This window comes from Nocardia sp. NPDC005978, assembly GCF_040614455.1.
Lineage (GTDB): Bacteria > Actinomycetota > Actinomycetes > Mycobacteriales > Mycobacteriaceae > Nocardia.
In genome coordinates this window covers 25,683-38,955 of record NZ_JBEXUS010000022.1, presented here as the reverse complement: position 1 = coordinate 38,955, position 13,273 = coordinate 25,683, and the positions used below count along the sequence as shown (strand labels likewise).

Genomic DNA, 13,273 nt, shown 5'->3' with positions numbered 1-13,273 from the left:
GAATGGATACCGCTGGGCCGCACACCGTTTCGGCCGTAGATCAGGCCGGGACGCGGTCCGAAGCCAGGAACTCCTCGACGAATCCTGCCGCCTTGGCCTCGAATTCGAGGAAGTGGGCGGCCTTGGCGTCACCCGCGATCGCGTCGCCGATCGACAGGTTGCCCTCGGCGTCCAGGCGCTGGGGACGCTCCTCGGCGTCGGGGAGCAGGCCCACCCGGGAGTCGGAAAAGCCGCAGTAGTAGGCGATTCCGGCGCTGAGCTGGGCGTCCAGAGCCTCGGTCATCGCGGGGACGATATCGTCGTCGGCGGTCGCCCCGGCCAGGGCGAGCCACAGGATGCGCTTGCCCGCCAGACGGGGTTTGCTGCGGCCGTAGGCGAAGCCGTAGTTCCAGACCCGGTCGATCCAGCCCTTGAGCAGGGCGGGCGGGCCCATCCAGTAGACGGGGAAGGCGACGACGACGATGTCGGCGGCCAGGATACGGCGCATCTGCGCCTCGGTGTCCGCGGAGTAGACCTTGTCGCGATCGCCCCAGTCGGGCTGGTCGGCCACGGTCATGCGCGGGTCGTAGCCCTCGGCGTTCAGGTCGAGCAGGTCGACCGCGTAGCCTTCCGATTCCAGTTGGCGCACAGTGCGATTGCCGATGTGCGCGGTCAGGGAATCCGGGCGATGATGGGACACCACGACGAGGGCGGTGCGGCGGGCATTCGGGGCGTCGTTGTTCGACACGATGGACTCCTCGGGGCTCTGCGATCTCGTGGATGTTCGCCGCGACTGCGATGTTCGCCGGCGATGTGCTGCTGTGACGTATTCAGTACATCCCGTCCGCCGTGGACGATCCATGGGTGAGAAGCTCGCATCGATAGGAATTCGTCTACGCTGAGATCGTGGATCCCCTGAGTTCATTGCTGAGCGGTATTCGAGCCGAGGGTTCGGTCGTCACCCACGCGGTGCTGCGCGCGCCCTGGACCATTAGGTTCCCGGATCGCGCGCCACTGACCATGATCAGCGTGTTTCGCGGCGGCGGGACGATCATTCTCGAAGACGGCTCGCGCACTCCCGTCGCGGCCGGTGACACCGCCGTCGTGCGCGGTGCGGAGCTGTTCTACCTCGCCGATCAACCCGAATGCGATGGCACGCCGCACACCGAGTACGAGATCGCCTGCTTCGGCCCGAACGCCGATCCGTCCGGCTGCGGGGCCGAGGAACTGAGCGGAATCCGCTGGGGCACAGGCCCGGCGGAGGCCACCGCGCTGATCGTCGGCGCGTACCGCACATCGAGCCGCAGGCACGAACGACTGCTGCGCGCGCTGCCGCCGGTGCTGGTGGTCGGTGAGGAAACCGCGGTCTGCCCCTGGCTGGAGGTGGCGGCCGTCGAGGCCGCCGACAAGAGCGCGGGGTCGCAGGCCCTCATGGACCGGCTGCTGGACTGGGCGCTGGTGTGCGCCCTGCGGCTCTGGTTCGACCACGCGGGCGAGGCCGCGCCCGGCTGGTTCCGCGGCCTGTCGGACCCGGTCGTGGCCCCTGCGCTCGAGGCCGTGCACACCCGCCCCGGAGACGCGTGGACGGTGGCGAGCCTGGCGGCCGAATCCGGGGTCTCCCGAGCGCTTTTCGCCAAACGCTTCAGCGGCGTCATGGGCCGCCCGCCGCTGACCTACCTCACCGAGTTCCGGATGGACGAGGCGGAGGAGTTGCTGGCCGAATCGGACCTGACCGTCGCCCAGGTGGCCAAACGCGTCGGCTACGCGGACGCCTTCGGCTTCAGCGCCGCCTTCAAGCGCCACAAAGGTCTGAGCCCCACGGCTTTTCGGGCGGCCGCCGCCGACTGGTTCCCACCCGGCGCGGGTACGCATGATGCCGGTCTTCTCGGCAGCGGCCGTAATTCACTGCGCGGGAGATGATTTCAGTTCGCGGAGGTGGGCCGCGCGCAGGGTGAGATAGTCCCGTTCCGGGAGGCTGGTCGTGCGCCGGGCGGCGGAGAGATAGGCGGTGATGGCGGCGCTGTGGTCGCCCGTCATCTCGTACAGGTGGCCGCGGACCGCGTCGAGTCGGTGCGAGCCGGCGAGCGGTTTCTCCAGGGTGGCAGCCAGTTCCAGGCCGGCCTCGGGTCCGTGCACCATCGCATTGGCCACCGCGCGGTTGAGGGTCACCATGGGACCGGGCGCGACGCGTTCGAGCGCGTTGTACAGCAGCAGGATTCGATCCCAGTCGGTGTCCTGCGGGCGCAGCGCCTGTGCATGCAGCACCGCGATGGCGGCCTGGATGCGATACGGCCCGAGCAGCCCGCCCGCGACCGAGGCCGAGGCCAGCCGCACGCCCTCGATGATCATCGTCCGATCCCAGAGACTCCGGTCCTGCTCGGTGAGCGGAATGAGCTCGCCGTGCGGTCCCGAACGTGCCGCCCGCCGTGCGTCGGTGAGCAGCAGCAGCGCCAGCAGTCCGGTGACCTCGTGATCCTCGGGCAGCAACCGGTGCAGCGCCCGCGCCAGCCGAATCGCCTCGACCGCGAGGTCATTGCGCCGCAGCTCCGAACCGGCCGCGGAGTGCCCCTCGGTGAAGATCAGGTACAACACCCGCAACACCGCGCCCAGCCGCTCCCGCCATTGCGCCGGATACCCGTCCGGCCGCTCCCGGGGTGATTCGGCCGCCGGAAGCCGGCCGTCCCGCTCTTCGTCCCGCGGCATGGCGAAGGGCCGGTCGACGTCCGCCAATCGCTTCTTCGCACGCGAAATGCGCTGTGCCATGGTGGCTTCGGGCAGCAGGAACGCGCGGGCGATCTCCTCCGTCGTGAGCCCGCCGACCGCTCGCAGGGTGAGGGCGATGGCGCTGGCGGGGGAGAGCGCGGGGTGGCAGCAGAGGAAGAACAGGGTGAGGGTGTCGTCCTGATCCGTCTCCGGCGTGGGGTCGGCGGGCTGCACTTCGCCCAGCGCACTGGCGGCTTCGCGAGTGCGCCGCGATACCTCCGCACGGATGGCGTCCACCAGCCGCCGCTGCCCGACCTGGATGAGCCAGCCGCGCGGGTTGTCCGGCCTGCCCTCGCCCGGCCACTGGGTGGCCGCCGCGAGCATGGCCTCCTGCACCGCGTCCTCGGCCGCGTCGAAGTCCCCGTACCGCCGCACCAGCACCCCGAGGACCTGTGGTGCGAGTGTGCGCAGCAGATCCTCGGTCTCGCGATCGAGCGCCGGGGTCACGCGTCGGTGACGGGTGCGCTCATGATCGCCCGCACCTCGATGTACTCGCCGATCGGCTTGCCGCCGGGACCCGGGGCGGCCGAGGCCTGGGCCGCGATCTCCACCGCGCGCTCGGGGCTCTCGACATCGACGATCCAGTACCCGGCCAGGAATTCCTTGGTCTCGGCGAACGGCCCGTCGGTGACCATGGGCGCGGACCGCCCGTCCGAGCTGACGATGCGCGCCTCGTCCGGCCCGGCCAGGCCCCGGGCATCGACCAGCTCACCGGATTTGGCCAGTTCCGCGCTCAGCAGTCGCTGGAAATCGATGTGGGCGGCGATCTCGTCCATGCTCCACTGCTCGATCGGGATGGGGCAGTGCGCGGCGGGGCCGTAGGTCTTGAGCAGCATGTACTTCATGGTGTCCTCCGTGTTCGCCGGGCGCCGCGGTGGCGCTCGCACAGGTAGGTCGAAGCCGGGCCCGCGATTTCGACGTACTTCGCGAGCGTGCCTGTGAGCGTAGCCACCGCGGGGCGGGTCAGAGCGGTACGGCGGTATCTGCGAGACGGTCCGGGTCGGCGGGCGCACCGCTCAGGATCAATTCCTTGATCCGGTCGGTCACGTCCCACACGTTCACGTTCATGCCCGCGAGCACCCGATTGCCGGAATCGAGCCAGAGCGCCACGAACTCGCGCGCGCCGACGTCACCGCGCACCACGACGCGGGTCTCCTGCTTGCGCGCGACGTACCCGGTGTACTCCATGCCGAGGTCGTACTGATCGGTGAAGAAGTACGGCAGCCGGTCGTAGACCGCGGGCCTGCCGAGCATGGTCGCGGCCGCCACCGCGGGCTGATTGAGCGCGTTGGCCCAGTGCTCCACGCGAATTCGCCGCCCGAGCACCGGATGCTGCTGATCGGCGATGTCTCCCACCGCCACGATGTCGGGATCGCTGGTGGCCAGGCTCTCGTCCACCAGCACGCCGTCCGCGGTGGCCAGCCCGGCGTCCACCGCGAGCTCGATATTGGGGCGCGCGCCCACCGCGATCAGCACCGCGTCGGCCTCGACGATCGTGTCGTCGCTCAGGCGCACCCCGGTCGCCCGCCCCGCCGCCGTGGTGATCTCCGCGACCCGCACGTCGGTGCGCAGATCCACCCCGTGCTCACGATGCAGGGCGGCGAATACCTCACCCATCTCCGTGCCGAGCACGGTGCGCAACGGGGTGGACAGCGACTCCAGGACGGTGACCTCGAGCCCGGCCGTGCGCGCCGCGGCGGTGACCTCGAGCCCGATCCAGCCCGCGCCGATCACCACCAATCGCCGGGCGGCGCCGAACATTTCGAGCAGCGCCTCGGAGTCGGGCGCGGTGCGCAGCGTGTACACGCCGTCGGCGTCCGCGCCCGGAACGGGCAGCCGGCGCGGGCGGGACCCGGTGGCCAGCGCCAGCTTGTCGTAGGGCAGCGTCGTGCCGTCGGGCAGTTCGACGGTCTTGGTGGCCCGGTCGATGCCGGTGACGGTGGTGCCGAGCAGCACCTCGACATGGTGATCGCGATACCACTTCGCGGGCTCGACCACCGCCTCCGCGGTCGTTTTCTTGCCCAGCAGGCAGTCCTTGGACAACGGGGGCCGCTCGTAGGGCAGCCGTTCCTCCCCGCAGACCAGGGTGACGGTGCCGTCGAAATCGTTGGCGCGCAAGGCCTGTGCGAGCTTGGCGGCGGCGAGTCCGCCGCCTGCGATGATGAACCCGGGAGCCGTGGTCATGGGGGTGACCTCCCTGCGCCGCACATCCGCGGTCGCGACGACGAGGTTGACATCCGACCCTATCGCGCGGTGCGTATCGGCCGGAGGAAATATCGGCAAGATTGTGTGTTGTTACCCATCACGGACAGCCGTGCCGGCTGTGACCGCATGCGAAAGGGAGACACCCCCGTGAGTGACACCAAGAAGGACCGGGTCGATTTCTGGTTCGACCCGCTGTGCCCGTGGTGCTGGATCACCTCCCGCTGGATCCTCGAGGTCGAGCAGGTCCGCGACATCGACGTGAACTTCCACGTCATGAGCCTGGCCGTATTGAACGAGGGCCGGGATCTGCCGGAGAACTACGCCGAACTGATGAAGACCGCCTGGGGCCCGGTGCGGGTGGCCATCGCCGCCGCGCAGGCCGAGGGCGACAAGGTGCTGTCCGGTTTCTACACCGCGCTCGGCACCCGCATCCACGACCGTCGCGCCGAGTACGAGACGCGCGAGAACTTCCTGTCGATCATCATCGACGAGGCGCTGGCCGAGGTGGGCCTGCCCGCCGAGCTCGCCGCGGCCGCCGAGTCCGGCGACTACGACGAGGCGCTGCGGGTCTCCCACCACGCGGGCATGGACAAGGTCGGGCCGGACGTCGGCACGCCCACCATCCACGTGAACGGTGTCGCGTTCTTCGGCCCGGTGCTCTCGCGCATCCCGCGCGGCGAGGTCGCCGGCACGGTGTGGGACGGTGTGGTCGCGCTGGCGTCCTACCCGCACTTCTTCGAGCTCAAGCGCACCCGGAACGAAGACCCCGTCTTCGACTGATCCCGCTGCGGCCGCTCAGTTACCGCGGCCCGGTGGGTAATTCGGTGGCTGCTCGCCGTATCCGGTCCCCGGATACGGCGGGTAGGAGCCGTAGGGGAGCGGGGGCTCGGTGAAGCCGCCGCCCGCGGGGCGCGGGGGTTCGGTGAAACCGCCGCCCAGCGGCCGCGGCGTGTCCGGGAAGCCGCCGCCGTACGGTCCGGGCGGCGGGCCGCCGGGCGCGACCGGCAGGGCCGGGGGATCGGGACGCAGGAACAGCTTGCCGTGCCTGCTGCGATCCCGCAGCGCCCACATGCGCCAGGTCAGCACCGGGTGGCTGGACAGCGCGTTCACGATCCAGACCCAGAAGCCCCGCTCCTGCGCGGCCCGGTCGGCCATCTCGTCGAAGCCGGTGATGCTGTTGAGGTACTTGCCCGCCGCGAGCGTGCGCATCGCGCCCGAGGCGCCCTCGTGCCGGAAGCAGTACCCGTGATTGTCGGCCGTGTACTCCTGGGAGCGGATCAGCGCGTTGCCCAGGAACGGCAGGAACGGCACCAGGAACATGCCGAACTGCCGCCAGTACGAGACGTGCCCCGCGGCGATGTGCCCGACCTCGTGGCCGATGATGAACGCCAGCGCCTCGGGTTGCCGTGCGGCGCCGCCGACTTCGAACAGATCGCTGTAGACCGCCACGTAGCGGCGGAACCCGTGCCCGGAGGCGAATGCGTTGATCTGCCCGTTGCCGAGCACCACGAAGGCGTCCGGCGCCTTGGCCATGCCCAGTCGCTCGGCGGCCTCCTGCACCAGGCGATAGCCCTCGGGGAACTGGGTCGGCGACATCTTCACGCCGTTGACCCGCATGGTCGCGTAGTTCATACCGCGGCCGATCCACAGGATCGCGGGCGCGAACACCAGGATCAGCACGTACTGGTTCCACTCGCCGAAGACGAACATCAGCAGTGCGAACAGATACGCCAACGCGGTGGTCAGCACGACCAGGACCAGCAGCGGGATCTCCCAGCTGTGCCGCGCGGGATTGCCGAAAGGCGAAAGCCCCCAGCGTCCGTCGTTCGGCGGCACGCGCGGCGGGGTGTACCCGGCCTGCGGGGCCCAGCCGGGCGGGCCCACGCGCGGATCCCACCCGGTCAGGCCGGTGGCGGGATTCCAGCCGGGATGCCCGGCCGCGGGCGGCTGGTTTAGGTGGGGGCCGCCGGGCGACTGGGCGGGATAGGTACCGGTGACCGGTTGTGCGGGATACGAACCCGTCGGCGGGTACACCGGGTGGCTGCCGGTCGGCGGGTGCGCGGGATGCCCGGCGACCGGCGGCGGAATCGGGTGACCTCCGGTCGGCGGGTGCGCGGGACCGCCGGTGGCGGGCGGGGATTCGCGGTGCGCGACCGGCGGCGGCAGCTCCGGATACCGCTGCCCCGGAGGCCGGGCGGGCTGCGGAGCCTTGACCGGCTCGTCCGCCTTGTCCATGGTGACGGGCGGTTCCGGTTTCGCGGTGTCGTTCTCGGGTCCCCCCACGGAGCCCTCGGCAGGTGTCGGCCCCGGTGCTGCGTTCGGCGGCTGCGACTGATCGTCGGACGTCATGAGATGAACTCTATTCAGTTGTGCCAATGGCGCTACCGCCCGGCGGATTGACGCGCCCGCCGGGCGGATTCGAGCGGCCGGCACACCGGGCCGGAATGGCGGCCCGGGCGTCGGCCGGACCGTCCGCGCGTTATCGGGCGAGCTCGGGTTGCTTCGGCCATTGCGCGGCGGGCGGAACCGGGACCGAACGCGGCGGGCTGGGGCGCAGGAAGAGTTTTCCGTGACGGCTGCGATCGCGCAGCGCCCACATGCGCCAGGTGTGGACCGGGTGGCTGGCCTGGGCATTGGTGAGCCAGACGAAGAATCCGGTTTCGGTGAATGCGCGATCGGCCATTTCATCGAAACCGACCAGAACATTGAGGTATTTGCCGCCGGCGAAGGTCGTCATGGTGGGTGCTGCGCCGGTGTAGCTGTAGCTGTATCCGTGATTGTCGGCGGTGTATTCCTGTGAGCGACTCAACGCGGGTCCGAGGAAGGGAATGAATTGCATGAGAATGGTGCCCAGCTGCCGCCAGTAGGAGGTGTGCCCGGCGGCGATATGGCCGACCTCGTGGCCGATGACGAAGGCCAGCGCCTCGGGTTGCCGTGCGCGCCCGCCGATTTCGAACAGGTCGCTGTACACGGCCACGTACTTGCGGAAGCCGTGCCCGGCCGCGAAGGCGTTGAGCTGCCCGTTGCCCATGATCACGTAGGCGTCCGGCGGCTTCTTCATGCCGAAGCGCGCGGCGGCCTCGGCGACCATGCGATGGGCCTCCGGGAACTGCGTGGGCGACATCTTCACCCCGTACACCCGCGCCTGCGCCCACTGCGAGCCGCGCACGAACCAGATCAGGATCGGCGCGAACGCCAGCAATCCCAGATACACGTTGTCGGTGCCCTTGACCACCGCGTACAGCGAGAACGGATAGGCCACCACGGTCAGCAGCACCACGATCACCAGCAGCGGGATCTCCCAGCTGTGCCGGGCGGGCCTGCCGAACGGCGACAGATCCCGCACCTGCGGATCCCGCGGCAGCGCGGGCGGAATGCGTTGCGGCCGGGTCTCGTCCCGCTCCGCCGGACCCCAGCCGGGCGGACCGGTGCGCGGATCCCAGCCGCTGAGCCCGGTCACCGGGTTCCACGCCGCGCGCTCGGCGGTGCGACTCGTGCCGGGCGCCGGTCCGGCGACGGCCGCCGATGCGGGGGAGTCGGTTTCGTGTTCGTCATAGCGCATGGCGCACCTTCGATTCGAGGGCCTGGTAACGGGGGCGCGCGCCCTCGGCGAGGGGTGCCGCGGGGTACGTGCGCACCCTGTTATTCGGGGTTTCGATCAGTCGGCGTTAATGGGTTCGACACCCCGGTGAACCGGGTGTGCGCGGCCTGACAGAATTGCGGCCATGCGCGTATACCTGGGTGCCGATCACGCCGGCTTCGAACTGAAGAACATCGTCAAGGCTCACCTCGAAGGACAGGGCCACGAGGTCACCGACTGCGGCGCTCTGGAATACGACGCCGTCGACGACTACCCGGCCTTCTGCATCGAGGCCGCCCGCCGCACCGTCGCCGATCCGGGCAGCCTGGGCCTGGTCTTCGGTGGTTCGGGCAACGGCGAGCAGATCGCCGCGAACAAGGTGCCCGGCGCGCGCTGTGCCCTGGCCTGGAGCGTGGAGACCGCTCAGCTCGCGCGCCAGCACAACAACGCCCAGCTGATCGGTGTCGGCGGCCGCATGCACAGCACCGAGGAGGCGCTGGCCATCGTCGACGCCTTCCTGAGCGCCGAGTGGTCGGACGAGGCCCGGCACCAGCGCCGCATCGACATCCTGGCCGACTACGAGAAGACCGGTGTCGCGCCCGAGGTTCCGGCGTACTGATCCGCTCCGCCCGGTAGTCGCCCGCGCCGTCGCGAACTCCTCGTTCGCGGCGGCACCGTCGTTCCGGGGCCCGCGTTCGGGCTGAGCGGCTCGTCCGCTCGCGACGCTCCCCGGTGACGCGGACATCCGTCAGAGAGGGTCGCATCGTGCCCGAGGGCCACACCCTGCATCGCCTGGCCGAGCTGCACGACAAGCGTCTGGCCGGAGGGGTCGTGCGCGTGTCCAGCCCGCAGGGGCGGTTCGCGGCCGAGGCCGCGCGGCTCGACGGCCACGTCCTCGAGCGCGCCGACGCCTGGGGCAAACACCTGCTGCACCACTACGATTCGGGCCTGGTCGTGCACGTGCACCTGGGGCTGTACGGCAAATTCTACGAATCCGCGGTCCCGATGGGCGCTCCCGTCGGCGAGGTCCGCATGCGCATGTTCGGCGACGGGCGCGGGACCGAGCCGTACGGAATAGACCTGCGCGGCCCCAACACCTGCGAGATCCTGCTGGACCCCGAGGTCGACACACTCACCGCGCGCCTCGGCCCCGATCCGCTGCGCGGCGACGCCGACCCGGACCGCGCGTGGTCCCGCATCAGCCGCTCCGCCCGCCCGATCGGCTCGCTGCTGATGGACCAGAAGGTCCTGGCCGGGGTCGGCAACGTGTACCGCGCGGAAGTCCTTTTCCGGCACAACATCTCACCGCATCGCCCCGGCAAGTCGCTGTCCCGCACCGAATGGGACGCGCTGTGGCAGGACCTGGTCGAGCTGATGAAAGTCGGCGTCCGCCGCGGGTTCATGCACGTGGTGCGCCCCGAACACGACAACGGCGCACCCTCCTACGCTCCCGACCGGCCGCGCACGTACGTGTACCGCCGCGCCGGCGAGCCCTGCCGCCTGTGCGGCAGCACGGTCCTGCACTCGGTCATGGAGGGCCGCAACCTCTTCTGGTGTCCCACCTGCCAGCCTCGGTGACCGCACTGCGGGCCGACCGCCCGGATCATTGAGCCGGCTCGGCCGAGTTGGCATCGATTCACGTAGCCGAGCGATAGCTATCGCACGGGACTCGGCCTGAGATCTACGGGTGCCCCGCCGTGGCCGGTGCGCGCCGAACGCCGTACCGGCTACCTCGATCCGGAAGCGGGCTGAGATCGGAGCGCCTGGACCCGGACCTGTGCTTTTGATCAGTCCGAGTCGGGCAATTCTTCGACAGCAGCGCGCGGGCATCGGCATTCCGCGCTCCGGAATCGCACGAGTTATGCAGGCCAATGGTCCCGCGACAGCCCTGGCGAGTGCCCGCCGCTGTTCGGGATCGCGGTCGGCGGTTACGAACCAGAGAATTTCTAGCTATCGTTAGAGATAGGAGTTTTCTCCTGGAAATCTGTGCCAAGGAGTTGATGGAAATGATCGCACGAAGGATTGCCGGCGCGGTGGCCGCGACCGTGGTCGCGTTCTCACTCGGTGTCGCGGGAGCGGCGGTGGCGTCCGCGAGTACGCCGGAGGCCGCACCGGTGGACGGGTCGGTCGGCATTTGTTTCACGATCCCGCTGCCGGGATCCGCTGATCTGTTCTGGTGCCTCTGAACAACTGAACTGATTCTCATCCGGCCCGACCCTTGCGGTCAGGCCGTTCGATCGCGCCGCGTACAGCACCGAACCTCATCGCCGCATCCTCCGAACTGGACGCCGACCAGTATCGCGACGGGCGCATGAGTCAGTCCGTCGATGGGTCCTGGCCGCGGGCGGCGATCCCGATCTTCGACGCTCCCGGCGTGCGGTGGTGGCGCTCGGCCATGGAAGGCCGAACCTGTTCTGCCGGACCGGCTGCCGCCCGGGCTGACGCGCTGACTCGGTCCGAGTAAAAATCCCGCTGCGTGAATATGCCCGTTCGACCGGCGAAGTCACGCCCGGCGGGCTAAATTGGTCGCGCGTCCAGATGGTTGTCCCGCGGCAGCGCGGGTGAACCTCCGGGCGGCAGACCCCGTTGTCCGAAGCGCCTGTTCCGCAGTGTGATTCGAGCGGCGGGTGCAGCGGCGGAGTGGCCCGGGTTGCCGCAGGCCCGCGTCCGATCTCCGCCGGACGGGACCACACGAGAGCAGCAATTCATGCGAAACACCATTCTGACCACCGGATTCATCGGCATCGCAATCGTTCTCGGGGGCGGATCCGCCGCGGCCGTGCCACTCACCGTGGAAGACGCGAGCGTGAGCACGGTCGACCCCGTCGAGAACGCGGAAGCCCCGGCTGCGGCCCCGGGCGCGGCCTGTCCGGAGGCCTTCCTCACCGGATCGGCCAAATCCGGTGCTACCGGGTCGATTACGGGCTCCGCGATCGGATTCCTCGGCGGATCCTCGGCCGGACCCCAGGCCGGCTCCGCCGCCGGTGCGACCAACGGGATCCTCAACGGCCTGGCCGCGGGTTCCGGTGGCGGAGCTGCCAATTGCGCGCTCACCGAGCTGGGCAACAACGGACCGGATGCCCTGACCGGCTCGACCGAGGGGCCGGGCAAGGGCTACCTGACAGGTTCGGCCGCCGGCTTCAACTCCGGTTCCCGCAACGGTCTGCCGAGCGGTCTCGGAATGAGTGTGCTCTCGGGCCTGTTCGGTGCTCTGACAAGCGGTTCCGCGAAGTAGGCGGGTGTCGGCGGGAACCGGTAGCGGTTCCCGCCGACCTTTGCACACCGTGCGTTATAGGCTCGCTGGCGGCGCGGCGGAATGCACGACGATGGCGGCCCGTCGGTACCAGCGATCCACGGTGTTGCCCTCGTTGCCCATGTAGCCGGTGAGCCGGTATCCGAAGGGTTCCAGCGGGGAACCCGTTGTCCCGGGGCAGAGTTCGTCGTCGTGGACGTACTGTCCCTCCGACGTCGTGATCGCGCCGGCGCGATCCATCCACCACTTCAGCGTGATGGTCGGACCGTAGGAATCGCCGAGCACGACCTCGGCCAGGTACTCCGGATGGTCGGCGGGCCGGTCATTCCCGTGATCGAAATCGGCGCCGTAGTAGTCCTCTTCGCCGTCGATGGACTCCCAGTTCTCCTCGACGAGGGTCCAGGTGTTCTCGACCAGTTCCCATCGACGCCGGCGTCCGCACATCCATTCCTCGTCCTCGAGGTAGTCGCACGCGTTCGCCTCCCGCACTTCGGCGAGTGCCAAAGTGGGCTGGTAGCCGCTATTTTCGGCGGCCGCGACGAGGGCGGCCGCCCGCGCCGCGTCGACCCCCTTGAGCTGATCCCAGCCGATGCCGCGCTGTGAATACTGGTGTTCGAGCAGGTAGACCAGGCGGGTGGGCGGCTGGTGCTCGGGGCCGTCGCCGCGACGCCACTTCGGCATCGGAACGGGTGTGGTGAAGTACTCGCGCACGAGTTCGGCGAGCGCGCCGACGTCGCCGCCGCCCGTGTCGCTACCGCCGGCGGCGGCGATCAGGTTGTAGGTCAGCGTGATTCGATAGCCTTCGGTGACCGGCAGCACCTCGTGATCGCAGTCCGCGTAGAAGGCGACCAGGGCGAGCTCGCCCGGCGCGCCGGCATCGCTCACCCGCTCTCCCCGATGCTCCACCACCAGCTCGCCGCCGCTGAACTCCGAGGGCATGGTCACCACCAGCGTGCCGATCATGCCCTCGGCCTTCTCCGAATCCTGGTGCCGGTGGAAGAACTGCCCCTTCTCGTACACCAGCATCGAATGCAGCTCGGCCGACAGCGTGCGGTCCGCCGGCAACCCGAGGTCGGCCCGCACGGTGTCCAGGATCGGCGCGAGCGCTGTGCCCCAGCGCTTTTCGTCGATGCGCACGAGTTCGCGCGGCACCTGCCAGGTATCGCGCACGCTCGTGTCGAGCAGCGTCTGCTCGCGCAATCCGTAGTGCGCCGGCCGCGCGACCGAGCACAACTGCCGCGCCTGTTCCGGCGATACGGGCCAGCTCAGCACGCCCACCCCCGCGACCTCGAGTTCGAGATCGGCGGCCGGCGCGGTGCGGCGGGTGGCGTACGATCCCGTCGTCCGCGTCGCGTCCAGCAATGTCCCGATCGTCGCGAGCGTCTGCACCGTCATTCTGTTCTCCCAGCCCCGGCATTCTCGTAATGCCGCCTCGGCCAGCAGTATTACCGAGCCCGCCGACAATCCCGAATCAGCGGTCCCGGGGCGGGGAC

At 69.7% G+C, this 13,273-nt stretch carries 12 protein-coding genes and 1 pseudogene; 6 read left to right on the top strand and 7 right to left on the bottom strand.

The window, feature by feature from the left end:
- Nucleotides 1-40 precede the first annotated feature (40 nt).
- Nucleotides 41-727 carry an NAD(P)H-dependent oxidoreductase gene (locus ABZ319_RS12855; RefSeq protein ID WP_354986545.1) on the bottom strand — a complete coding sequence of 229 codons (687 nt, stop codon included), beginning with the start codon at nt 725-727 and terminating at the stop codon, nt 41-43.
- 158 nt (nt 728-885) lie between these two features.
- Between ABZ319_RS12855 and ABZ319_RS12850 the strand changes: the two genes are divergently transcribed.
- Nucleotides 886-1,899 carry an AraC family transcriptional regulator gene (locus tag ABZ319_RS12850; RefSeq protein ID WP_354986544.1) on the top strand — a complete coding sequence of 338 codons (1,014 nt, stop codon included), beginning with the start codon at nt 886-888 and terminating at the stop codon, nt 1,897-1,899.
- On the opposite strand, the gene ABZ319_RS12845 is transcribed toward ABZ319_RS12850, so the two are convergent.
- From ABZ319_RS12845 to ABZ319_RS12835, 3 genes are all read right to left on the bottom strand, one after another.
- Complete coding sequence (locus tag ABZ319_RS12845; protein ID WP_354986543.1) at nt 1,882-3,189, bottom strand: sigma-70 family RNA polymerase sigma factor; 1,308 nt, start codon at nt 3,187-3,189, stop codon at nt 1,882-1,884. The genes ABZ319_RS12850 and ABZ319_RS12845 overlap by 18 nt on opposite strands.
- Nucleotides 3,186-3,587 carry a YciI family protein gene (locus ABZ319_RS12840; protein ID WP_354986542.1) on the bottom strand — a complete coding sequence of 134 codons (402 nt, stop codon included), beginning with the start codon at nt 3,585-3,587 and terminating at the stop codon, nt 3,186-3,188. The genes ABZ319_RS12845 and ABZ319_RS12840 overlap by 4 nt, the downstream gene beginning before the upstream one ends.
- 118 nt (nt 3,588-3,705) lie before the next feature.
- Entirely contained in the window at nt 3,706-4,926 is a 1,221-nt protein-coding gene (locus ABZ319_RS12835; RefSeq protein WP_354986541.1) for an FAD-dependent oxidoreductase, read from the bottom strand.
- 168 nt (nt 4,927-5,094) lie between these two features.
- On the opposite strand from ABZ319_RS12835, the gene ABZ319_RS12830 reads away from it, so the two are divergent.
- A complete protein-coding gene (locus ABZ319_RS12830; RefSeq protein ID WP_354986540.1) occupies nt 5,095-5,727 on the top strand; it encodes a DsbA family protein in 633 nt (210 codons plus the stop codon).
- Between the two features lie 240 nt (nt 5,728-5,967).
- On the opposite strand, the pseudogene ABZ319_RS12825 reads toward ABZ319_RS12830, so the two are convergent.
- Together ABZ319_RS12825 and ABZ319_RS12820 are read right to left on the bottom strand one after the other, a co-directional pair.
- A pseudogene (locus ABZ319_RS12825) lies at nt 5,968-6,783 on the bottom strand (M48 family metallopeptidase); the annotation flags it as partial.
- Between the two features lie 643 nt (nt 6,784-7,426).
- Entirely contained in the window at nt 7,427-8,509 is a 1,083-nt protein-coding gene (locus ABZ319_RS12820; RefSeq protein ID WP_354986539.1) for a M48 family metallopeptidase, read from the bottom strand.
- Nucleotides 8,510-8,672: 163 nt separating this feature from the next.
- Here ABZ319_RS12820 and ABZ319_RS12815 point away from each other — a divergent pair, with 163 nt between their 5' ends.
- The 4 genes from ABZ319_RS12815 (at nt 8,673) to ABZ319_RS12800 (ending at nt 11,762) form a co-directional block, all read left to right on the top strand.
- A complete protein-coding gene (locus ABZ319_RS12815; RefSeq protein ID WP_354986538.1) occupies nt 8,673-9,146 on the top strand; it encodes a ribose-5-phosphate isomerase in 474 nt (157 codons plus the stop codon).
- Nucleotides 9,147-9,292: 146 nt separating this feature from the next.
- Nucleotides 9,293-10,105, top strand: coding sequence for a DNA-formamidopyrimidine glycosylase family protein (locus ABZ319_RS12810; protein WP_354986537.1), 813 nt, complete (start codon nt 9,293-9,295; stop codon nt 10,103-10,105).
- A gap of 428 nt (nt 10,106-10,533) precedes the next feature.
- Nucleotides 10,534-10,713: a hypothetical protein gene (locus tag ABZ319_RS12805; protein WP_354986536.1), complete on the top strand. Its 180-nt coding sequence runs from the start codon at nt 10,534-10,536 to the stop codon at nt 10,711-10,713.
- Between the two features lie 521 nt (nt 10,714-11,234).
- A complete protein-coding gene (locus ABZ319_RS12800) occupies nt 11,235-11,762 on the top strand; it encodes a hypothetical protein (RefSeq protein WP_354986535.1) in 528 nt (175 codons plus the stop codon).
- A gap of 54 nt (nt 11,763-11,816) precedes the next feature.
- Here ABZ319_RS12800 and ABZ319_RS12795 read toward each other — a convergent pair whose 3' ends face one another.
- Nucleotides 11,817-13,175 (bottom strand): 2OG-Fe(II) oxygenase, encoded by a 1,359-nt coding sequence (locus ABZ319_RS12795; RefSeq protein WP_354986534.1) that lies wholly within the window; start codon nt 13,173-13,175, stop codon nt 11,817-11,819.
- Between the last annotated feature and the right edge of the window lie 98 nt (nt 13,176-13,273).

Bases quoted from the DNA above. Each gene is read 5' to 3' on its own strand.
- ABZ319_RS12840 (WP_354986542.1), bottom strand. From the start codon at position 3,587: ATGAAGTACATGCTGCTCAAGACCTACGGCCCCGCCGCGCACTGCCCC.
- ABZ319_RS12835 (WP_354986541.1), bottom strand. From the start codon at position 4,926: ATGACCACGGCTCCCGGGTTCATCATCGCAGGCGGCGGACTCGCCGCC.
- ABZ319_RS12820 (WP_354986539.1), bottom strand. From the start codon at position 8,509: ATGCGCTATGACGAACACGAAACCGACTCCCCCGCATCGGCGGCCGTC.
- ABZ319_RS12815 (WP_354986538.1), top strand. From the start codon at position 8,673: ATGCGCGTATACCTGGGTGCCGATCACGCCGGCTTCGAACTGAAGAAC.
- ABZ319_RS12805 (WP_354986536.1), top strand. From the start codon at position 10,534: ATGATCGCACGAAGGATTGCCGGCGCGGTGGCCGCGACCGTGGTCGCG.
- ABZ319_RS12800 (WP_354986535.1), top strand. From the start codon at position 11,235: ATGCGAAACACCATTCTGACCACCGGATTCATCGGCATCGCAATCGTT.
- ABZ319_RS12795 (WP_354986534.1), bottom strand. From the start codon at position 13,175: ATGACGGTGCAGACGCTCGCGACGATCGGGACATTGCTGGACGCGACG.